Source organism: Brevibacterium sp., assembly GCF_031179145.1.
In the GTDB taxonomy this organism is placed as follows: Bacteria; Actinomycetota; Actinomycetes; order Actinomycetales; family Brevibacteriaceae; genus Brevibacterium.
The window spans coordinates 85,582-106,828 of sequence record NZ_JAPSIB010000017.1 but is presented as its reverse complement, the minus strand read 5'-3'; the positions used below and the strand labels follow the sequence as shown (position 1 = coordinate 106,828).

Below are 21,247 nucleotides of genomic sequence, written 5' to 3'. Positions count from 1 at the left end.
CCTCTAGCACTCTGCGCATCACGGAGGGGCTGGCGAACTCCTGCCTTCGTGATCTCTGTTGAGTCCGAGTGGGAAACGAGTCCTACTTCTTCCCGCCAGAGGTTAATCCACTACGGAACTCCACCACATCGCCGTCGACCATGATGTAGTCCTTGCCCTCCATACGGACCTTGCCCGCAGCCTTGGCATCGGCCATCGAACCGTACTGGTCGAGGTCGGCGAAGGAGACGACTTCCGCCTTGATGAAGCCCTTCTGGAAGTCCGTGTGGATGACTCCGGCCGCCTCGGGCGCGGTTGCTCCCTTGGGGATCGTCCACGCGCGGGATTCCTTCGGACCGGCCGTCAGGTAGGTCTGCAGGCCGAGGGTGTCGAACCCGACGCGGGCCAGCTGATCCAGGCCGGGCTCGTCCTGCCCGGTCGATTCGAGCATCTCCCGAGCCTCCTCCTCGTCGAGCTCGGCGAGTTCGGACTCGAACTTCGCATCGAGGAAGATCGCTTCGACCGGAGCCACAAGTTCCCGCATCTGCGCCTTCCGCTCTTCGTCGCCGAGCACATCGTCGTCGACGTTGAAAACGTAGAGGAACGGTTTGACGGTCATGAGCTGCAGCTCGCGTACCAGGCTGACGTCGAATTTGTCCGCCTGCATCGCCTGATACAGGGTCCGACCGCTCTCAAGCACTGCGACCGCCGCGTCGATCGCGGCCAGCTGCTCGGCCGGCGCACGCTTGATCCGCACGTCCTTCTCGATGCGCGGGCGCGCCTTCTCCAGCGTCTGGAGGTCCGCGAGGATCAGCTCGGTGTTGATCGTGTCGATGTCGTCGGCCGGGTTGATCTTTCCCTCGACATGGATCACGTCGTCGTCGACGAAGCCGCGGATGACTTGGCAGATCGCATCGGCTTCACGGATGTTGGCGAGGAACTGATTGCCCAGCCCCTCTCCTTCGGATGCACCGCGGACGATCCCCGCGATGTCGACGAAGTCGACGGTGGCGTTGATGATCCGCTCCGAACCGAAGATCTCGGCCAACCGGTTGAGACGCTTGTCCGGCAGTGGGACCACGCCGACGTTCGGTTCGATGGTCGCGAACGGGTAGTTCGCTGCGAGAACTTGATTCTTGGTCAGTGCATTAAACATGGTCGACTTGCCGACGTTGGGCAGTCCCACGATTCCGATAGTTAGAGCCACGGTAGTGAAGTCTATCCCGACGCCGAGGTGCGGGTCGAAATCGCTGTGTCCGTGCCGTCTGAGACCCTGAAGACATGAACGCTTTCCCCGCCTCAGGTGTCATCGTCGCCTTCGTCCTGGCGATCCTTCTCAGTGCCGTGCTCGGGTTCTTCCTCGGCCGGGCCCTGACTCGGTCCAAGTACCTCGAGCGGCTGACGCGGGCCGAGACCACGTCCCAACTCCTGGCCGACAGAACAGAGGATCTGGAGGCCGACGCCCAGATGGCCGGAGAGATCACGGCCGCAGTCGGACCCTTGGCTGCCAGTGTCAGGCAGCTTCAGGACAACCTCCAGGCCCAGGACCGCACACAGCTCGAGCAGATCACTCGGCTCAACGCTCAGATCAGTCATCTCACTCAGCAGAACCTTCGGCTGCAGGAATCGACCGGTTCGCTGGCCAACGCTCTGAACTCGACCACACAACGAGGCGATTGGGGCGAGGTTCAGCTCAAACGCATCGTCGAATACGCCGGGCTGCTCCCCCACGTCGATTTCGACACACAGGTGAGCATGACTCGCGACGGCGCGCGGCATCGTCCTGACATGGTCGTCCACCTCCCGGGGGGCGGCACCATCGTCATCGACGCCAAGACTCCCCTGTCCGCCCGGATGATCGATGCGGATGCCACGAGCGAGGATCACGCTCGAGCGCTTCTCCGCCACGTCGATTCGCTGGCGTCGAAGGAGTACTGGAAGTCCTTCGACAGCGCACCTGACTTCGTCGTCTGCTTCGTTCCCACGGACGGACTGCTCTCGGCCGCGGCCGCAACATACCCGAAGATGATCGATCATGCCCTGGGCAAAGGTGTCGTGCTCGCGTCTCCGGCCACTCTCCTGGTGCTGCTCAAGACCGTGGCCCTCAACTGGAGACAGTCCGATATGAGCACGTCAGCGGCCCAGGTGCTCAAACTCGGCACAGAGCTCTACGAGCGCATCGGCACGTTGGTTACGCACGTCAGCCGAATGGGCGCCAGCCTCGATCGCTCCGTCGAGGACTACAACCGTTTCGTCTCATCGCTGGAATCGCGCTTCCTCGTCACCGCGCGGAAGTTTCCCTCGACAGGCATCGTCGACACCGAACTCGACACCGTTGCCGAGCTCGATTCGCGCAGCCGCGGTCTCAGCGCCGAAGAGCTGTCGAAACCTCGATTCTCCGCATTCGACTCCGATCAGGCAGCCAGGAACGGGACGGCCTGAGTTGAATCAGCGGGTCAGTCCGCTTCGCCTGCTTCGTCGTTCCGGTTCTGAAGATGCTTCTCGAGCAGGTCGGCGACCAGAGTCAGGGACCGATCCTCGGTCTGAGCCAGAATGTCGATCGGCTCGCCCTCGAAGTGATGTATTTCGGAGCTGATCTCATCACCGACAAGCGCCGCGATCCAGGTGGTGCCCGGATCCTGACCTTCCTGGCTGCCTGGTCCTCCCGCACCGGAGGCGGCGATCGCGATATCGGCACCCATGAGCCGGGCAACCGAGCGCGCCATCGTCTCAACGGCCACTTGCGAGATGACCGGGCCGGCGGGGACCTCGAGAACGGTGTGCTTGACGTCGCTGGAGTAGGCGACGATTCCTCCCGCGAACCATGAACCCGAGTCGGGCGCAGCCGCGAGCTGATTGGCGATCTTGCCCCCGGTCAGTGATTCAGCCACTGCTACCCGCAGATCAGCTTTCAAACACAGGTCGGACAATCGAGCGGCGATCTCCGCGGCTCGGTCTTCGTGCTTCTCGGAATAGTTGCTCACCTTGGAAATTGTACTCCGGACGGGACGCCGAACGGATTGCATATTGAAAGGGCCCTTGTGCCTCAGAGGCTCACATCAGCGGGATCGACGTCCCCGCGCACACCTCGCCAAACTGGGTGGCGCAGTCGCCCACCGCCCGTCATTCCACCGAACTGAACCTCACCGACGACGACTGGTCGCACCCAGTGGGCGTCGCGCGCCTCGGCGGCGGGAACGTCGAGGGGCGGCGTCTTGCGACTCATGCTCTCCAGCTTCTTGCGCAGCGAGCGCAGCTGGCGTTCGTCGAATCCCGTGCCGACCCGGCCGAGGTACTCGAGGCCGTCCTCACCGTGCGCTGCCATCAGCAGCGAAGCGAACGTGTCCGCCCGCTCCCCGCTGCCCGTTCGCCAGCCCACGATGATCACATCGCGTGTGCTTGCGTGCTTGAGTTTGAGCCAGGTCCGAGTCCGGCGCCCTGCCAGATAGACGCTGTCGACCTTCTTCGCCATGACTCCTTCGAGCCCCAGCTCCCGGCTCGCATCCAACGCCTCGTCCACGGTTCCCTCGAAGGCCATCGGAACATGGATGCTCTCCCCTTCGGACACCACTTCGCTCAATCTCTCGCGTCTCTCCCGGTACGGAGTGCGCAGCAGAGAGTCTCCGTCGGCTTGCAGCACATCGAATGCCATCAGATGCACCGGCGTGCGGTGGCGTTCGCGCTGAACGTCACGTGCGTCCGACAGCCCCATCCGACGCTGCAGCCTGCTGAAGTCCGGCCTGCTGCCCGACCCCAGCGCGACGATCTCGCCGTCGAGGACACAGTCGACGTCCACGCATTCGGCCAACTCGGCGAGCTCGGGGTACGCATCCGTCAAGTCGTGTCCGTTGCGGCTGGTGAGCGCAACCGCCCCAGGGGAATCTCGGCTGGCAGCACGGACCGTGACGATCGCACGGATCCCGTCCCATTTCATCTCGAACGCCCAGTCCTCCACATCGCGGCGGACGATCGCGATCTCTCCGATGCTTGCCAACATCGGCGAGATGTCGGTCGCCTCGATGTCATCGCGTTCGCTGACCGCGACGTCACTCTTGCCAGGTTTGTCGTCGGAGGAGCTCTTCGGGGTCGAGCGGGATTTGTCCTGGGAAGCGCTCTTCCGGCCCTTGCCCTGCGAAGCGTTCCCGGACTCTCCCTTCGCCGAGGCGCCGGAGTTGTCGTCGTTCGCACCCGGTGAATCCTTCGTCAGGTGGATCATCCAGTTCTTCTCCGGTTCCTTGTTCGGCCCGTGCTCACCGGTGTTGAACAGCGCGAACTTCCGCACTCCGCCGAGTCCACCGTCCTCGCGTCCATGGAGCGTGGCGATGACCTCTTTGCCCTCTCTCCACTTCTCCAGTTCGTAGGTTCCCGAATCCCAGATCGTCACCTCGCCCGCGCCGTACTCCCCCTTCGGGATCGTGCCTTCGAAAGTGCCGTATTCGAGAGGGTGGTCCTCCGTCTGGACGGCGAGGTGATTGCGCCCGGGATCGGTGGGCGGTCCCTTCGGCAGCGCCCACGACACCAGCACCCCATCATGTTCGAGCCGGAAGTCCCAGTGCAAGCGTCTTGCGTGGTGCTCCTGAATGACGAACGTCAACTCGTCCCCGCTGGTCCCCTGCTTGTCCGGAATCGGCTCACTGGTCCGCTTCGGGTCGCGCTTCGATCGGTAGATGTCCAGCCGGTCACGAGGAAGCTCGAGGGAGCCTGCATCGTCGTCGCCGGCGGACTCCGACAGCGGTTCGAGCAGATCACCGAACTCATCGATGCGTTCGAGCACCTCTTCGAAGCGCAGCTGCCTGATGCTGCCCGGGTCGTCGAACTCCTCCCAGGTGCGCGGTGCGGCGACCGTCGGGGTGAATCGTCCGCGCAGAGAGTAGGGGGCGACAGTGGTCTTCGCTGCGGAATTCTGCGACCAGTCGATGAGCACCTTGTTCTCACGCAGAGTCTTCTTCATCGCAGAGACGACCAGATCCTTGTGATCGGCCTCAAGGCTCCGCGCCAGTTCATGGGCGACGTCCGAGATCTGCCGGCAGCTCGCAGAGCCGTCGAGTGGGGCATAGAGGTGGACGCCTTTCGAACCGCTCGTCAGCGGGTAGGCGTCGAGCCCCATACCGTCGAGCAGCTCCCTGACCAACTGAGCCACCTCGACGCAGTCGGGCAACTCCCGGCCGGGGCCCGGGTCGAAGTCGAGCACCATCCGATCGGGATGGCGATCCTCGGAGTCGAGCGTGCCCGGATCCGAGGATCCTCTGCCCACGCGCCATTGGGGAACATGGATCTCCAGCGAAGCCATCTGTGCAAGGTATGTCAGCGTCGCACGGTCCTGCACCAGGGGGTACCTCTTGGATCCCGATGAGTGGCGGATGGAGCGAGCTGCGATCCAGGAGGGTGCCGAATCGGGCAGGTCCTTCTCGAAGAACACATTCCCCGGTTTCTCAGGAGTGCCGACGCCGTCCACCCAGCGCTTCCGGGTGGCGATGCGATCGCGCGCATGGCGAATCAGATGAGGGGCGATCCGGGCGTAATAGTCGAGTACCTCACCCTTCGTCGTCCCGGTCTCCGGGTAATAGACCTTGTCAAGGTTCGTCAGCGTCAGACGGTGTCCGTCGACGGAGATCTTCTGCTCATCACGCGACATGCCGCACCTCCTGTGCCCAGCACGTTACCCGACTTCTGAGCGTCCACGTGGACCTGTTTGATGAGTCGTCGGGAGGGTTGGCAAATGGCCGGGCGTCGGATTGAATGGACAGATGAGAGCCATCTGGACCGGATCGATCGCATTTGGGCTCGTCAATGTGCCCGTCAAGCTGTACTCCGCCACCGAGGACCACGATGTCGACATGCATCAGGTCCACGAGAAGGACGGTGGCCGGATTCGCTATCAGCGCCGCTGCGAGGAGTGCGGGAAGACCGTCGAATACGACGACATCGTCAAGTCCTATGACGACGGCGACCACCGGGTGATCATCACCAAAGAGGACCTCGAAGCGCTGCCGTCGGACAAGAGCGATGACATCGATGTGCTCCAGTTCGTGCCCAACGATCAGATCGACCCGATCATGCTCGAGAAGTCCTATTTCCTCGAGCCCACGTCGAAGACTCCCAAGGCCTACCTGCTGCTCCGGCAGACCCTCGAGGACACCGAACGGACGGCGATCGTCAAGATCACGCTGCGGACCCGGACGCGATTGGCGATCCTGCGGGTCTGCGGCAAGGTGCTGATGATCCAGACTCTGCGCTGGGCTGACGAGATCCGCGACGTCGACTTCAAAGGCGTCGACTCCCGGGCGAAGATCTCCGACAAGGAGCTGAAGATGTCGGCCAAGCTGGTCGAATCCTATTCCGAGGACTTCACCCCGGAGGAGTTCACCGACGACTATCAGGTCGAGCTCCGCAAACTCATCGATGCGAAGATCGAGAAGGGCGAGACCCTTGACCTCGAGGAGACCTTCGCCGACGAATCCGACCAGGATGAGGACACCGGCGGTGACGTCGTCGATCTGATGGAGGCGCTGCGGAAATCGGTCGACAGAACCCGCTCGGCGAAGAAGTCCGGAAAGTCCGGAAAATCGGACGCAAAGCAGGAGTCGAAGGCGAAGAAAACCGGCTGAGGATGCGGACGGGCGAGAACTGTGTGATTCACGGGCTGTTGTTTACAACCACTGGCTGTGATGAAAATCTGGTGGCGTCCAGTCAGTACTCTGCGGGGCTCGACCAGCTTCGCAGCGCGAGAGACGAGGAGTGCGAACATGAAGCTCGACGAACTGCGACCGGTCTTCGACGCCCAGGGACCGTTCGCGACAGTCTATCTCGAGGGTCGCACCGCATCAGCCGACGCCAGCCAGCAGCTGCATCTGCGATGGCAGGAACTGCGCGATGACCTGGAGGGGAAGGGCGCGGACAACGGCCTGCTGTCATCCATCGACAGCGCCCTCCTCGGCGATGCCGCGACCGAGGTCCATACCGATGGGCGGATCATCGTCGCCAATGCCTCCGGCGTCCTGCTCGATGAGCACTGGGATGCGGCGCAGGGCACCGGGGATGCCGCGTATCTCAGCGACGTCCCGGAGCTGGGAACATATCTGCGTGAGAAGATCCGACTCGTCGATGTTGTGCTCGTCATCGCCGATCAGAAGGGCGCCCTCATCCGGGAGCTGACGATCGGTGAGGACCAGGTGACTTCGCAGGCCGAGGAGACGCAGGTGACCGGTGACGAGGATGAGAACATCCACAAACCGCGCGGGCAGGGGTTCTCCCACAATCAGATCCGACGTCATGCCGATGAGCTGATCAAGGAGAACGCTCGCGATGTCGCTGAATTCGTCGACGACCTGGTCACCAGGCGTTCCCCCGATGCCGTGGTCATCGCCGGCGAGGTGCAGGGCCGGACTGCCGTCAAAGCGGAGTTCTCAGCCCAGGTCCGCGAACTCGTCCATGAGGTGACCGAAGGCGGAATCGTCGATGAGGCGGCCGAGGAGGCCTTGGACGCAGCACTGCGATCATTGGCCTCGGACCTCAGTCGCGACCGGATGCGGGAGGCCGAGGAGAGCCTGTCCCAGGGGCTGGCGCATGCATTGGCCGTCGAAGGCCGCACCGAGGTGACGAAAGCGGTGGAGCGTGGAGTCGTCGACACGCTGCTGCTCAGTCGGGACGCCTCTGCAGACGGAGAAGGACAGCTCATCGCCGGCGCTGTCCGATCATCGGCCGAGGTGCGGCTCATCGACGCCGACATCAGCGACGGAGTCGCCGCCACCCTGAGATTCGACGCCTCAGCGGCATTGGCCGACTGAGTTCGCCCGAAGCCGCCGCCCGGCGGTGCTGAACAGCCTGGCGGTGCTGAACAGCCTGGCGGTGCCGATCAGATGATCCGGTGATCCCGATCGGCGCCGTCGGGCTTGTTCGCCGTCTTCTTGCCCGCTGCCTTGAGGTCCTTGCGCAGCTCCCTGGGCAGGGAGAACATGAGATCCTCTTCAGCCGTGACGACCTCTTCCACCGAAGTGAAACCGTAGTCGGCAAGCAGCGTGAGCAACTCCTGGACCAGAGGTTCGGGAACACTGGCTCCCGAGGTGACGCCGACGGTGGCGACGTCGTGGAACCAGGATTCGTCGACCTCCCGCGCGAAGTCGACGCGGTAGGACGCCTTCGCACCGTGCTCGAGCGCGACTTCGACCAGTCGCACCGAGTTCGACGAGTTGGCTGAGCCGACGACGAGCACCAGATCCGCCTCGGGCGCGATCTTCTTGACCGCCACCTGGCGGTTCTGCGTCGCATAGCAGATATCATCACTCGGCGGGTCCTGGAGGTGCGGGAACCGCTCGCGGAGGATGTTCACCGTCTCCATGGTCTCGTCGACGCTCAGTGTCGTCTGCGAGATCCACACGAGGCTTTCGGTCGGATCGACCTTGACAGTGCGGGCCTCGTCCGGGTTCTGGATCAGCGTGATGTGCTCGGGCGCCTCCCCCATCGTGCCCTCGACCTCTTCGTGGCCGGCATGGCCCACGAGCAGGATCCGGTACCCGTCACGAGCGAAGCGCACGGCTTCGCGGTGGACCTTCGTGACCAGGGGGCATGTGGCGTCGATCGTCGACAACTCCCGGTGGGCCGCCTCTGCGTGCACTGCCGGAGACACCCCGTGAGCGGAGAACACGACCCGAGCACCCTCCGGGACCTCGTCGGTCTCGTTGACGAACACCGCCCCCATCGCCGACAGCGTTTCGACGACATGTCGGTTGTGGACGATCTCCTTGCGCACGTAGATCGGCGCGCCGTAGTGCTCGAGTGCGCGCTCGACGGCGATCACTGCGCGGTCGACGCCGGCACAGTAGCCTCGCGGCGCCGCGAGGAGAACCCTCTGCTCGGCGCCCTCGGGCCGACGGATGTCCTCGGGACTCAGACGCTTGCGCGGAATCGTTGGCGTTGGCACAGTTACGGCAGTCACGGTTCCAAGTCTAGGCCGCGGACCTGAACAACGGCTAGAAAGGTGAACCATTCCACACCTCTTCGGCGCCACGCGATTCGGCAGCGTGCTGCCGTGTCCATGCCGTTCGTTAGGCTAGGGGCAGGACAAGGAGGAACCGCATGGCCCAACGCATCTCCGGCACTCCCGGAACTCTCGGCGAATCGGTCGCGCCGAAGGAACTGGCCGCCACGGCCGCCGAGACCACGCCCGAGAATCCCTGGCCTCTGAGTCTGCTGTCGCAGAAGATGAAGTCCTACATCGACCGGATGTCGAGCGTGTGGATCGAGGGCCAGGTCGTCGAACTCAACCACCGCGGAAAGGCCAGCTACCTCACCCTGCGCGACACCGATGTCGAGATGTCGCTGCCCGTTCAGATCTGGAAGAACGTCCTCGATCGCACGGGCGCTCCCCTGGCCGAAGGCAGCCATGTCGTCGCCAATCTCAAAGCCGACTTCTGGACGAAGACCGGGCGGCTGACCATGCGGGCCAACGACATCCGCGCTGTCGGCCTTGGTGAGCTTCTGGCCCGGCTCGAGCGGCTGAAGAAGCTGCTGGCGGCTGAAGGGCTCTTCGATCCGAGCAGGAAGCGGCGGCTGCCGTTCCTGCCGAACCGGATCGGCCTCATCACCGGACGCGATTCGGATGCCCAGAAGGACGTGGTGCGCAATGTCCATCTGCGGTGGCCGGCCGCAGAGTTCGAGATCCGCAACTGCGCCGTCCAGGGCCCGGATGCCGTGCCCGGAGTGATGAAGAACCTGACCGAACTCGACGCCGACCCGGACATCGACGTCATCGTCATCGCCCGCGGTGGTGGCAGCATGGAGGACCTCCTCCCGTTCTCGAACGAGGCACTGGTGCGGGCAGTCTCGAACGCGCAGACCCCTGTGGTCTCTGCGATCGGACACGAAGCTGACCGCCCCATCCTCGACGAAGTCGCCGATCTTCGCGCCTCCACGCCCACTGACGCGGCCAAACGGATCGTCCCGGATGTGGCGGAGGAGACGATGAACCTGCTGCGAGTCCGCGCCGAGCTCGATGCGGCCGTCAACCGCATCATCGACCGCGAACAGGAGATGCTCACCGCTGTGCGATCGCGACCTGTGCTGGCCGAACCCCAGACCATGGTGGCCGCCCGGGAAGACGAGCTCACGATGATCCGCCGCCGCAGCCTGCAGGCCACCACCGGCCTCGTCCTCCATGCGGAGAAGGAGATCAGCTACCTGCGTTCCCAGGCCAGGTCCCTGTCACCTCTGCGGACGCTCGAACGCGGCTATGCAGTCGTGCAGAACGATGAAGGGCACGCCATCCGCGACGTCGCCGAGGTGGCTGTCGGCAGCACAGTTCACGTGCGGGTTGCCCGCGGACGATTCGACGCCGAGGTGAGCGACACCGAGGCGACCGCCGGCAGCTGAGGTCCCTTCAGTCATGAATGGGACCGCCCCAGCCATGACGGCCCGGCCATGTGAGCCGATCCAGCCATGCGAGCCGATCAATGACAGTCAGCCACCACCAGCAGCAGAACCCCCATCAGACCGGAGGAAGACAATGACCGAACAGACTGCGCAGACCGATATCAGCGCTCTCAGCTATGAGCAGGCACGCGAGGAGCTCGTGATGATCGTCAAACGGCTCGAAGCCGGCAATCTCCCGCTCGAAGAGTCCCTGTCACTGTGGGAGCGGGGCGAAGCTCTGGCCGACCGGTGCCAAGCCTGGCTCAACGGTGCCCGAGAACGGCTCGACAAGGCACGGGCAGAGTCCTCCGACGACGAGGACTGACCTCCTCCCCGAGAAGCGGTGGCGGCCCGACCGCCCCGAGGAGTGGCACCCGGTCCGTCTGTGCGGCGTGACGCTCAGAGCAGCGCGACGCCCAGTTCGGGGGAACGCTCAGTGCGGCGTGACGCTCAGTTCGAGGGAACGCTCAGTTCAGCTGTGAGGCGATCTGCCGGGCGAAATGGTCGAGAATCTCCGGAGTCGCGGTGGCGGTGAGCACGACATACATGTCGCCCTTCGACGCCACCCAGTATTCGCGGGCGTCGCCGGACCGGTAGATCTGGAACTGCGTTCCGCTGACGGTCGCGGTCTCGGCGGCGACTGCGTCGCCGACCTGGTTCTCCGCCCACTTCTGCGAGGCGACCGCCTGTTCGACGCTGACCCACTGCTCCTGGTCGCCGATGAACGACATGTACCACGACGTGTACTCGGAGTCGCCGACTTCCCCCAAGCTCGCCTCATTCGACTTCCATCCGGCTGGGATCTGCGGGACGATGAGCTTGAAGTCCGCATTCGTCTGTGACTGCTCCGCAATCGCCTGGTAGTCGACGACGCGTTCGGCGTCGACCTGGGGCTGAGGCGCCATCAGCAGTGCCCCGCCCACAACGGCGAAGCACGCGAGGATCGCGATCAGCATGTTGACCCAGTTCGAATTCTTCCGCAGAACTCGCATCTCCTCCCGGGATCCCGGAAGGATGGCGTCGGATTCGGGCTGTGCTTGAGCATTCACATCCTCAATTGTCCTCTCGCTTCTCAACAGGGCCAAATCTATTTGCCTACAACGGACTCGACGACAGACCCGATGGACGGACCCCGCGGACCGAAGTCCCGGTGCCATGTGCGGAAGTCGCGCGTGAGGGTGGCACAATTGGAGGCATGAGTGACTCACAAGAACTTGCTGACGCCAAATCTCATCATGACCGAGGCCGCGTTGATGCGGCTGCTCCCCCGGTCGCAGTGACCGATTCCTGGTCACAGCAAGCCCGCGTCGGAGCCGATGCACCCGACCGCAACCTGGCCCTGGAACTCGTTCGAGTCACCGAAGCGGCCGCCATCGCTGCCGCTCCCTGGGTCGGTCGCGGTGACAAGAACGCCGCTGACGGCGCAGCCGTGGCCGCGATGCGCAACGTCATCTCCTCCGTCCGCATGGCCGGCACCGTCGTCATCGGCGAGGGCGAGAAGGACGAAGCTCCCATGCTCTTCAACGGTGAGCAGATCGGCGACGGCGAAGGCCCTCACTGCGACGTCGCGGTCGATCCGATCGACGGCACCCGCCTCACCGCACTCGGCATGCCCAACGCGATCTCCGTCATGGCCGTCACCGAGGACGGCGCCATGTACGATCCCTCCGCCGTGTTCTACATGGAGAAGCTCGTCACCGGGCCTGCTGCAGCAGACGCCGTCGATCTGCGCCTGCCGATCGCGGAGAACATCCGCCGCGTCGCCAAGGCCAAGGGCAACACCGACCCCGCATCCGTGACGATCATGATCCTCGACCGCCCCCGTCATCAGAAGATGATCGACGAGATCCGTGCCGCCGGGGCCCGGATCCGGCTGATCACCGACGGCGACGTCGCCGGCGCGATCGCCGCGTGCCGTCCCGGAACCGGAGTCGACATGCTCATGGGCATCGGCGGCACCCCCGAGGGCATCATCACCGCCTGCGCCATCAAGGCCCTGGGCGGAGTCATTCAGGGACGGCTGTGGCCGCAGGATGACACCGAACGCGAAGCCGCGGCCAAGGCCGGCCTCAACATCGACCAGGTCCTCAACACCGACGACCTCGTCACCGGCGACAACTGCTACTTCGTCGCCACCGGCATCACCAATGGCGATCTGCTGCACGGTGTGAAATTCCAGGGAGGCCACGTCACCACCCACTCCTTGGTCATGCGGTCGAAGTCAGGCACTGTGCGGTCCGTCTTCGCCGAGCACCAGGTCGAGAAGACCCACTCCTACGTCGAAGCCGCCGAAGAGGCCGCCCGCCGGGGCCTCGTCTGATCACGCGCCGCACCAGCACCACCTATTGACCGGTCTGCGCGCGCGCTGCCCTCACCGAGTGCATCGCGCAGGCCGATCTCGCCTCACAACCTCACCGCCCGACCACCGCAACACTCGCATGTCTATTGGAAGAAGGTGCCTGTATGCCGAATAAGGCCTGGGAACGACTGATGGCCGGCAATCAGCGCTTCGTCGCTGATCAACCCCTGCATCCCAATCAGGACACAGCTCGGCGCGAAGCCCTGTCACAGTCACAGACGCCGTTCGTGACGCTGTTCGGCTGCTCCGACTCCCGGGTGGCCGCCGAGATGATCTTCGACGTCGGCCTCGGCGACATGTTCGTCGTCCGCAACGCCGGCCAGGTCATCGATCCGGTCACCCTCGGCTCGCTGGAGTACGGGGTCGAGGTCCTCGGCACTCCCATGCTCGTCGTGCTCGGCCACGACAGCTGCGGGGCAGTGACGGCGGCGGTTGATTCCTACGACTCCGGCGAGACTCCCCCAGGATTCATCTCCGATGTCGTCGCGCGCATCCTTCCGACCGTGGCCAGGGCGCGCCGGAACGGTCGCCGCACGATCAATGAGACGGTCGCGCAGAACACGATCGACGTCACCGACAAGATCATGCAGCTGTCCTCGATCATCTCCCACGCCGTCGAAGAGGGCCGACTCATCATCGTCGGCCTCACCTATCAGCTGCATGACGGCCGCACCACGGTTGTCGCCCGTTACGGCGGCGACGACTCGGACGTCACGACTCTCGCCTCCTGAGGTCGGTCACCCGCAGCAGCAGAATCGGTCGTCTGCGACCGACGAGAACAGTGTTGAAAGGACAACTATGAGCGAAGAGTTTCGCATCGAGCACGACACCATGGGAGAAGTGAAAGTTCCCAAGGACGCCCTCTACCGCGCCCAGACCCAGCGCGCAGTCGAGAACTTCCCGATCTCCGGCAAGACCCTCGAGTCCGCGCACATCGCAGCCCTGGCCCAGGTCAAGAAGGCTGCGGCGAAGGCCAATGCCGAACTCGGCGTCCTCGACGAGCAGCGCGCGAAGGCGATCCAGGATGCCGCCGACGCCGTCGCCTCCGGCGAGTACGACGCTCACTTCCCCATCGATGTCTTCCAGACCGGGTCCGGAACCTCGTCGAACATGAACACCAATGAGGTCCTCGCCTCGCTGGCCAGCCGCGAACTCGAAGCCGACGGCGTCGACGTTCATCCGAACGACCATGTCAACGCCTCGCAGTCCTCGAATGACGTCTTCCCCACCTCGGTGCATGTCGCCGTGACGAAGGCACTCGTGTCGACCCTGATCCCCGCCATGGAGACCCTGGCCTCGTCGCTGGAGAAGAAGGCCGAGCAGTTCGCGTCGGTCGTCAAGTCGGGCCGGACCCACCTGATGGACGCCACCCCGGTGACCCTGGGACAGGAATTCGGCGGATACGCGGCCACTGTCCGCTACGGGATCGAGCGCATCGAGGCCTCCCTGCCCCGCGTCGCCGAGGTTCCTCTCGGCGGCACTGCCGTCGGCACCGGCATCAACACGCCTGACGGATTCTCTGCCCGGGTCATCGAGATCCTCGCCGAGGAGACCGGTCTGCCCATCACCGAGGCCCGCAACCACTTCGAAGCCCAGGCCAACCGCGACGGCCTGATCGAGGTCTCCGGCCAGCTCCGCACCATTGCCTACGGCTACATGAAGATCTGCAACGACCTGCGGTGGATGGGATCGGGCCCGAACACCGGCCTCGGCGAGATCGCCATTCCCGATCTCCAGCCCGGTTCCTCGATCATGCCCGGCAAGGTCAACCCGGTCATCTGCGAGGCCACCATTCAGGTCGCCGCCCAGGTCATCGGCAATGACACGACGGTCGCGCTGTCCTCGACCAACGGCGCCTTCGAGCTCAACGTCGGCATCCCGGTGATGGCGTCGAACCTCCTCGAATCGATCCGCCTGCTGGCCAACTCCTCGACCGTGATGGCCGAGAAGATGATCGACGGGCTGCAGGCAAATGAGGAGCGTGCCCGCTTCCTCGCCGAGGCGAGCCCCTCCATCGTCACCCCCCTGAACAAGGTCATCGGCTACGAATCGGCGGCGAAGATCGCCAAGCACGCTGTGGCCAACAAGATGACGGTCAAGGAGGCGACGATCGACCTCGGCTTCGTCTCCGACGGCTCCATCTCCGAAGAGGACCTGGACAAGGCTCTCGACGTCACCACGATGATCGGCACCTACAGGTAGTCAGCCGCCGATCGCAGAGCCCGGCCGTTCGGAACAGGATTCCGAACGGCCGGGCTCTTTCGTCGTCGTTCCTCGCGGTCGCCCCGCTCAGCCGCGCCCGCCCCACTTCTGAGTGGCAGCCGCGCAGAAGTGGGGCAATCGCGGTTTCCGACTCAGGAGCGGAACGGGTCGAACTCCTCGAGCACGTCGGTGACCAGGGCCGCGATCTCCGAGCGTTCGGAGCGGGTGAGCGTCACGTGGGCGAAGAGCTCATGGCCCTTGAGCTTCTCGATCACGGCGGCGACCCCATCATGCCGGCCCACCCGCAGGTTGTCGCGCTGAGCCACATCATGGGTGAGGACGACCTTCGAGTTCATCCCGATCCGCGACAGCACCGTGAGCAGGACGTTGCGCTCCAGAGACTGCGCCTCATCGACGATGACGAACGCATCGTGAAGCGAGCGGCCGCGGATGTGCGTGAGCGGAAGCACCTCGAGGAGACCGCGGTTGACCACCTCGTCGATGACGTTCTTGCTCACCAGAGCGCTGAGGGTGTCGAACACGGCCTCAGCCCACGGGTTCATCTTCTCCCCCTCGCTGCCGGGCAGGTAGCCGAGGTTCTGACCGCCCACGGCATAGAGGGGACGGAAGACCATGATCTTCGAGTGCTTGTTCTCCTCGAGCACCTTCTGCAGACCGGCCATCAGCGCGAGCGCGGACTTCCCCGTTCCGGCTCGCCCGCCCAGGGACACGATTCCCAACGACTCGTCGAGGAGCATGTCAATGGCCACCCTCTGCTCCGCCGAACGGCCGTGGACGCCGAAGACGTCCCGGTCCCCCCGGATGAGCTTGACGGCGCTGTTCGCATGCACGCGGCCCAGGGCGGATCCGCGCGGCGAGGTGATGATGACACCGGTGTTGACCACCTCATCGGTCACCGCCTCGGTGACCACGGTGCCCGAGTCGTAGAACTGCGACATCTCCTCGTCGTCAAGCGCCAGTTCGCTCATCCCCGTGAAGCCGGAATCGTGGGCGAGTTCGGCCAGGTACTCCTCGGCGCGCAGTCCCAGAGCCGACGCCTTGACCCGCATCGGCACGTCCTTGGTCACGACGATGACATCATGACCCTCGGCCGCGAGGCTCCGCGCGACTGCCAGGATGCGGGTGTCGTTCTCGGACCGGTCGAACCCCGCAGGCATCGTCGAGTACTCCACGTGATTGAGCTCGACCCGCAGCGTTCCCCCTGCGTCGCCCACCGGAATCGGTTCGTCGAGGCGCCGGTGGTTCGAGCGGAAGTCATCGAGGATGTGCAGCGCCTTGCGGGCGGTGAATCCGAGCTCCGGGTGGTGGCGTTTGGCCTCCAGCTCGGAGACGACGACGAGCGGGATGACGATGTGGTGTTCGTCGAACTTCAGGAGCGCTCCCGGATCCGAGAGCAGCACCGAGGTGTCGAGAACGTAAGTGTGGACGTTTGCAGCCATGGGGACCCCTGTGGCGTGAGTTCCGCCGAGGTGCGAGTCCGGACATCCCCCGACCTCGGGTTGGTGTCGACCAACTACTGTCAACCTATCCGACAAACCCGCCTGCACGGACCCGGCACGCGCACTTCGTGCACGGCGCGGGACTGAACAACGAGTGAACGCGCACGTGCGAGTTTCTTGCGGTCACTTTCCGAAGCGCCGCTGCCGCAATCCGTAGGAGCGCACGGCGCGCAGGAAGTCCGTGCGCCGGAAGTCGGGCCAGTAGGCCTCGCAGAAGTAGAACTCGGAGTAGGCGCTCTGCCACATGAGGAAGCCGGAGAGCCGCTGCTCACCGGAGGAGCGGATGATGAGGTCCGGGTCGGGCTGCCCCTTGGTGTAGAGGTGCTCGCCGATCTGCTGCGGGGAGAGCTCGGAGATGATCGTCTCCAGATCGGTTCCCTCGTCGGTGCGCGAGCGCAGCAGCGACTTCACGGCGTTGACGATCTCCTGCCGCCCGCCGTAGCCGACGGCGACGTTCACCCGCATTCCCGACTCACTCGTCGAGGTGGCCGCCTCCAATCGCTTCCGCAGGTCCGCGGGCAACACCTCGAGATCCCCGACCAACTGGACCCAGACGCCGTCGAGCCCCGCGATCTTCTCGACCATGTCGGAGATGATCTCGATGAGGACGGAGACCTCCTCGGGCGACCGAGCCAGGTTCTCCTTGGACAGGACATAGAGGGTGACGATCTCGACATCGACTTCGTGGCACCAGCCGAGGAACTCGACGATCTTGTCGGCGCCGGCCCGATGCCCGTCGGCGGTGGTGGCGCCGAACTCCTTGGCCCAGCGACGATTGCCGTCCGTGATGACACCCACGTGGCGGGGAACCGGCACCGACTTGTCGAGCTCACGCAGGAGCCGTCGCTCATAGAGGCGGTAGAGCAGGCTCACCGGTCGTGCCACGCTGTCCTCACTTCTCTCTGTCCCGTCGACGGCCGTACAGGGCCCTGATCTCCCCCGTCACCGGTCCGCCGAACATTCCCAAGATTACTCCCTCGACGGTACCGGAATCGGGTGCGACTCCGCCTGATGTCAATGGCGGTCACCTCGGCGATGTGAGGCAGAGTGCAGGGCCGAGAGACAGTGGACAGGACCGGCGGGACGCGCTTCTGTGGCGCACGCGACACCCCTCGAGTGGCGCACCTCACGGACGACGAAGACGGTCAGTTCCGGCACACTGCGCTGCCAGTCGATCCCGGTAACGTGGAGGCATGGACACAACTGCCGATCAGTCATCGCCGCTCGCAAGGGAGGCCGCCGTGAAAGCATCCGACGACCGCGCCCGCATCGCACGACGACGCTCAGCGCTGCGCCAGGAGCTGAGCAAGCTCGCCGGCCAGGTCAAGCCGAAGCTGCGCGGCTGGTTCCATGCGGGAGCGTTCCCGCTTGCCCTGTTCGGCGGACTGGCTCTGGTCATCATCTCCCCGACGATCGGATCACGCCTGGCCGCGGCCGTCTTCGCGATCACCGGAATGCTGCTCTTCGGCACCTCCGCGGTCTACCATCGCGGTCGCTGGCGCACTCGCGTCCGCCTCATCCTGCGCCGCCTCGACCACGCCAACATCTTCCTCATCACCGCAGGCACCTACACTCCGCTGGCCGTGCTGATGCTCAGACCGGACCAGGCCGTTGTGCTGCTGTCCGTGCTCTGGGGCGCGGCCGCCCTCGGGGTCGCGTTCCGCACGATCTTCATCACGGCACCGAGGTGGCTCTTCGTCCCCATCTACGTGGGCTTCGGCGTCGCCGGAGTCGGCTACATCCCCCAGATGTGGGCGTCCATCCCTGCCGTCGGGATCCTCATCGTCGCGGGCGGCATCTGCTACGTCGCCGGGGCGGTCGTCTACGGCGTCAAGAAGCCGAACCCGTCTCCGACGTGGCTCGGCTTCCATGAGATCTTCCACATCCTCACCATCTGCGGCTTCGGATGCCATCTTGCGGCCCTGCTGATCGCAGCCGCCTCGTCCTACTGACCAGGCTGCTGCGGGTCCGTCCTGCCGGACCGACCCGCGTCCGCCGCACCGGCGTCGGGCTGCTCCGCGCCGTCCTTCTCAGAGCCGTCCTTGTCAGAGGCGTCCTTGTCAGAGGCGTCCTTCTCTGAGGCGTTTTCGGGCGCTTTGGCGCCGGAGAGCTTCGACTGATTGGGCACGGCGTGTTTGCGCAGCGGAATCGGATAGGCGTCACTGGCTTCGGACCGCGCCCGCACTCGCCGCACTCGCTTGAGCGCATCGCGGATGAGGAGGATCACGATGATGACGATGAAGAGCGTGACCACGAAGCCGATGGTTCCCGGCGTGACCAGGTCCGGGTCGGGCGCTCCGCTCGGCGCCGGGGTCTGGGCGAGGATCATGCGCGGTCACCTTCCAGGTTCGATTCGGTCTCCGGGCTCGATTCGGTCTCCGGGCTCGATTCGGTCTCCGGGCTCGATTCGGGCTCCTCGGCCGGAGAGGCGGGCAGCATGCCCTCGGCGGGGACCACTCGTCCGTCGTCGAACCTCACCGCTGCGAAGAGGTCGGTCTCCTGGAAGTCGACACCCGGAGTCAGCGGCTCGCGACCGGTGTTGTCGATGGCGAGCTCGAACTCCTCGCTGGGCCAGTACGTCTTCGCCGCCTTTCGCGAGGCGGAGAAGAATCCGCCGTTGGGATCGATCTGCGTGGCGTGGGAGAGCAGGGCACGGTCACGCGCCGGGAAGAAGTCCGCGCAGTCGATCCGTGTGCTCAGCCAGTTGTCTCGTTCGGCAGCACGTTGCCGGAAGCTCTCGATGTGGTCGTCGAAGGGCGACTCCAGTCCCGCCTCGAGCATCTTCTCGTGGATCGTGATCCACTTCCGCGCCGACAGATCCTGATTGTAGTAGACCTTCTGCACCTGCCACGGTTCGCCGAGTTCGGGATGGGCCTGCGGATCCGCGGCTGCGGAGACCGCGGCCATCGTCACGGCATGGTTCTTGATGTGATCGGGATGCGGGTAGCCTCCGAGTTCGTCGTAGGTGGTCACCACCTGGGGACGGAAGCTGCGGATGATGTGGACGAGAGGCAGCATCGCCACTTCGTCGGGGACGCGGTAGAAGCATCCCGGTGGGATCTCGGTGTCGAAGTCACCTTCGGGCAGACCCGAATCGACGTGACCGACCCAAACGTGCTCGGCCCCGAGGGCGGCAGCGGCTGCGGCCATCTCCTCACGTCGCAGACCGGCGATGTCTCGGGAGGCCTTGGGACTCTGCAGCAGCGCCGGGTTGAGGATGTCTCCGGCCTCGCCCCCGGTCATGGTGGCGATGAGCGCCCGGGCGCCGAGGGACGTGTACTTCGCCGTCGTGGCGGCACCCTTCGAGGACTCGTCGTCGGGGTGCGCATGAACGGCCAGGAGGCGCAGTCCATGGTACGGAAGCGAAGTCATGTTCAATGTCCCTTTCGATTTGACCTGGCGGCGATCCGTGACGCGGGAATGATCGCGGGACACGGATCGACTACTCTAGATTAGTGCGCGACGTTCACAGATGAGGAATCCGATGACTGAGGTAACAGTGGAACAGCCACTGCACAACGACCGCTACGGGCGGAGCCGCGAACCCCGGCGTCGTCTGGGACGGGGCTTCACGATCCTCGCCGCAGTCGTCCTCATCGGTCTGCTGGCACTGGCCGCGTTCCTGGCGTTCCGCCCGCAGACGGCTCCGACCACTCCCAAGACCCTCAACTACTCTGTCGTCGACTCCTCTTCAACGCAGGTGAGAGTCGCAATATTTCCCGACCGGGAGCGTGACGTGCACTGCATCGTGCAGGCGACGAACGAATATGACGCGATCGTCGGCTTCACCGAGGTGAGTATCCCGGGGGATCCGCAGGCCGATCCCCACTCCCCCCGTGCCCTCAATGTCGAACTTGCCACAACCCAGCTTGCATCGTCCGGGCATGTCGACGCATGCTGGTTCGAATAGGCGCCCACGGCGCATCCGACAGGGAGCCATGAGCATCCCGACGTGACGTATGTCATTGTCTTTGCCCTCGAATGGGTTAAACTGTAGTTTCATTCAACATCCGGGCGTGCCCCAACGCCCGGATTTTCGTTGCCTGACGACCTGAGTCAGTGCACCGGACCGAACAAGGAGAAGTCATGACTGAGGATGTCGCCCAGGAGACCACATGGTTGACCCAGGAGGCCTTCGATAGATTGTCGAAGGAACTCGAGTACCTCTCCGGCCCGGGACGTGCAGAGATTGCTGAGAAGATCGAAGCCGCCCGCGACGAGGGTGACTTGAAGGAGAACGGCGGCTACCACGCTGCCCGCGAAGAGCAGGGCAAGCAGGAAGCCCGTATCCGCCAGCTCGAGCTGCTGCTGCGGTCGGCGAAGGTCGGGTCGAGCGAAAGCGACGGCAAGACCGTGTCCCCAGGAACCGTCGTCACCGCCAAGGTGGCCGGGAACGAGATGCGCTTCCTTCTCGGCAGCCGCGAGATCGCCGGCGATTCGGACATCGACGTCTTCTCGGAGAAGTCGCCCTTGGGCGCAGCCGTGCTCGGCGTGTCTGTCGGCGACAAGACCAGTTACGAAGCTCCCAACGGCAAGGAGATCGCCGTCGAGGTCGTCAAGATCGAACCTTTCGCTGCCTGATCCCTTGACAGGGTCTTCCCTGATCGGGCTCTCCCCCGATCAGGCTCTCCCCTGATCGGGCTCTCCCCTGGCCAGGTCGTCCAGTCCGGACAGGACAATCCCCGGAAGAGCCGGCAGCAGAGGTCGAATCGCAGCAGGATCGAAACAGAGAAGTGGGGGGGGGGGGGGGCCCCCCCCACACCAGAGCCGCGGGGGGGGA

General features: G+C 64.6%; 20 protein-coding genes. 11 read left to right on the top strand and 9 right to left on the bottom strand.

Features of this window, described 5'->3' with window-relative positions:
* Nucleotides 1-82 precede the first annotated feature (82 nt).
* Nucleotides 83-1,186, bottom strand: a complete 1,104-nt coding sequence (gene ychF, locus RIT73_RS13105; protein WP_309132523.1) for a redox-regulated ATPase YchF — start codon at nt 1,184-1,186, stop codon at nt 83-85.
* A gap of 74 nt (nt 1,187-1,260) precedes the next feature.
* Here ychF and RIT73_RS13100 point away from each other — a divergent pair, with 74 nt between their 5' ends.
* Nucleotides 1,261-2,421, top strand: coding sequence for a DNA recombination protein RmuC (locus RIT73_RS13100; protein ID WP_309132522.1), 1,161 nt, complete (start codon nt 1,261-1,263; stop codon nt 2,419-2,421).
* Nucleotides 2,422-2,435: 14 nt separating this feature from the next.
* Here RIT73_RS13100 and RIT73_RS13095 read toward each other — a convergent pair whose 3' ends face one another.
* Both RIT73_RS13095 and RIT73_RS13090 read right to left on the bottom strand, forming a co-directional pair.
* Nucleotides 2,436-2,963: a CinA family protein gene (locus RIT73_RS13095; RefSeq protein WP_309132521.1), complete on the bottom strand. Its 528-nt coding sequence runs from the start codon at nt 2,961-2,963 to the stop codon at nt 2,436-2,438.
* Nucleotides 2,964-3,025: 62 nt separating this feature from the next.
* The gene (locus RIT73_RS13090) at nt 3,026-5,614 is read right to left on the bottom strand and encodes an ATP-dependent DNA ligase (RefSeq protein WP_309132520.1); all 2,589 of its coding nucleotides are present in this window, start codon (nt 5,612-5,614) and stop codon (nt 3,026-3,028) included.
* A gap of 112 nt (nt 5,615-5,726) precedes the next feature.
* Here RIT73_RS13090 and RIT73_RS13085 point away from each other — a divergent pair, with 112 nt between their 5' ends.
* Complete coding sequence (locus RIT73_RS13085; protein ID WP_309132519.1) at nt 5,727-6,587, top strand: Ku protein; 861 nt, start codon at nt 5,727-5,729, stop codon at nt 6,585-6,587.
* 138 nt (nt 6,588-6,725) lie between these two features.
* Nucleotides 6,726-7,766, top strand: a complete 1,041-nt coding sequence (locus tag RIT73_RS13080) for a Vms1/Ankzf1 family peptidyl-tRNA hydrolase (protein WP_309132518.1) — start codon at nt 6,726-6,728, stop codon at nt 7,764-7,766.
* Nucleotides 7,767-7,834: 68 nt separating this feature from the next.
* Here RIT73_RS13080 and RIT73_RS13075 read toward each other — a convergent pair whose 3' ends face one another.
* A complete protein-coding gene (locus RIT73_RS13075; protein WP_309132517.1) occupies nt 7,835-8,965 on the bottom strand; it encodes a 4-hydroxy-3-methylbut-2-enyl diphosphate reductase in 1,131 nt (376 codons plus the stop codon).
* Nucleotides 8,966-9,054: 89 nt separating this feature from the next.
* Here RIT73_RS13075 and xseA point away from each other — a divergent pair, with 89 nt between their 5' ends.
* On the top strand, nt 9,055-10,347 hold the full coding sequence (gene xseA, locus RIT73_RS13070; RefSeq protein WP_309132516.1) for an exodeoxyribonuclease VII large subunit: 1,293 nt from the start codon (nt 9,055-9,057) through the stop codon (nt 10,345-10,347).
* 133 nt (nt 10,348-10,480) lie between these two features.
* Nucleotides 10,481-10,711: an exodeoxyribonuclease VII small subunit gene (locus tag RIT73_RS13065; RefSeq protein WP_309132515.1), complete on the top strand. Its 231-nt coding sequence runs from the start codon at nt 10,481-10,483 to the stop codon at nt 10,709-10,711.
* 142 nt (nt 10,712-10,853) lie between these two features.
* Here RIT73_RS13065 and RIT73_RS13060 read toward each other — a convergent pair whose 3' ends face one another.
* Complete coding sequence (locus RIT73_RS13060) at nt 10,854-11,435, bottom strand: DUF4245 family protein (RefSeq protein ID WP_309132514.1); 582 nt, start codon at nt 11,433-11,435, stop codon at nt 10,854-10,856.
* A 146-nt stretch (nt 11,436-11,581) separates the two neighbouring features.
* Here RIT73_RS13060 and glpX point away from each other — a divergent pair, with 146 nt between their 5' ends.
* From glpX to RIT73_RS13045, 3 genes are all read left to right on the top strand, one after another.
* Nucleotides 11,582-12,706, top strand: coding sequence for a class II fructose-bisphosphatase (gene glpX / locus RIT73_RS13055; protein WP_309132513.1), 1,125 nt, complete (start codon nt 11,582-11,584; stop codon nt 12,704-12,706).
* Between the two features lie 143 nt (nt 12,707-12,849).
* Nucleotides 12,850-13,476 carry a carbonic anhydrase gene (locus tag RIT73_RS13050; RefSeq protein WP_309132512.1) on the top strand — a complete coding sequence of 209 codons (627 nt, stop codon included), beginning with the start codon at nt 12,850-12,852 and terminating at the stop codon, nt 13,474-13,476.
* 67 nt (nt 13,477-13,543) lie between these two features.
* On the top strand, nt 13,544-14,947 hold the full coding sequence (locus tag RIT73_RS13045) for a class II fumarate hydratase (RefSeq protein WP_309132511.1): 1,404 nt from the start codon (nt 13,544-13,546) through the stop codon (nt 14,945-14,947).
* A 152-nt stretch (nt 14,948-15,099) separates the two neighbouring features.
* Here the strand turns inward: RIT73_RS13045 and RIT73_RS13040 are convergent, their stop codons facing one another.
* Nucleotides 15,100-16,341 (bottom strand): PhoH family protein, encoded by a 1,242-nt coding sequence (locus RIT73_RS13040; RefSeq protein ID WP_375295010.1) that lies wholly within the window; start codon nt 16,339-16,341, stop codon nt 15,100-15,102.
* A gap of 249 nt (nt 16,342-16,590) precedes the next feature.
* Nucleotides 16,591-17,352 (bottom strand): isoprenyl transferase, encoded by a 762-nt coding sequence (locus RIT73_RS13035; RefSeq protein ID WP_309132509.1) that lies wholly within the window; start codon nt 17,350-17,352, stop codon nt 16,591-16,593.
* A gap of 308 nt (nt 17,353-17,660) precedes the next feature.
* On the opposite strand from RIT73_RS13035, the gene RIT73_RS13030 reads away from it, so the two are divergent.
* On the top strand, nt 17,661-18,419 hold the full coding sequence (locus RIT73_RS13030; protein WP_309132508.1) for a hemolysin III family protein: 759 nt from the start codon (nt 17,661-17,663) through the stop codon (nt 18,417-18,419).
* Here the strand turns inward: RIT73_RS13030 and RIT73_RS13025 are convergent.
* Nucleotides 18,413-18,796, bottom strand: coding sequence for a hypothetical protein (locus RIT73_RS13025; protein ID WP_309132507.1), 384 nt, complete (start codon nt 18,794-18,796; stop codon nt 18,413-18,415). The two genes, RIT73_RS13030 and RIT73_RS13025, sit on opposite strands and share 7 nt — an antisense overlap.
* The gene (gene mca, locus RIT73_RS13020) at nt 18,793-19,839 is read right to left on the bottom strand and encodes a mycothiol conjugate amidase Mca (RefSeq protein WP_309132506.1); all 1,047 of its coding nucleotides are present in this window, start codon (nt 19,837-19,839) and stop codon (nt 18,793-18,795) included. The genes RIT73_RS13025 and mca overlap by 4 nt, the downstream gene beginning before the upstream one ends.
* Nucleotides 19,840-19,951: 112 nt before the next feature.
* Here mca and RIT73_RS13015 point away from each other — a divergent pair, with 112 nt between their 5' ends.
* Together RIT73_RS13015 and greA are read left to right on the top strand one after the other, a co-directional pair.
* The gene (locus RIT73_RS13015; RefSeq protein WP_309132505.1) at nt 19,952-20,377 is read left to right on the top strand and encodes a DUF4307 domain-containing protein; all 426 of its coding nucleotides are present in this window, start codon (nt 19,952-19,954) and stop codon (nt 20,375-20,377) included.
* 176 nt (nt 20,378-20,553) lie between these two features.
* Nucleotides 20,554-21,048 carry a transcription elongation factor GreA gene (gene greA / locus RIT73_RS13010; RefSeq protein WP_309132504.1) on the top strand — a complete coding sequence of 165 codons (495 nt, stop codon included), beginning with the start codon at nt 20,554-20,556 and terminating at the stop codon, nt 21,046-21,048.
* The last annotated feature ends 199 nt before the right edge of the window (nt 21,049-21,247 follow it).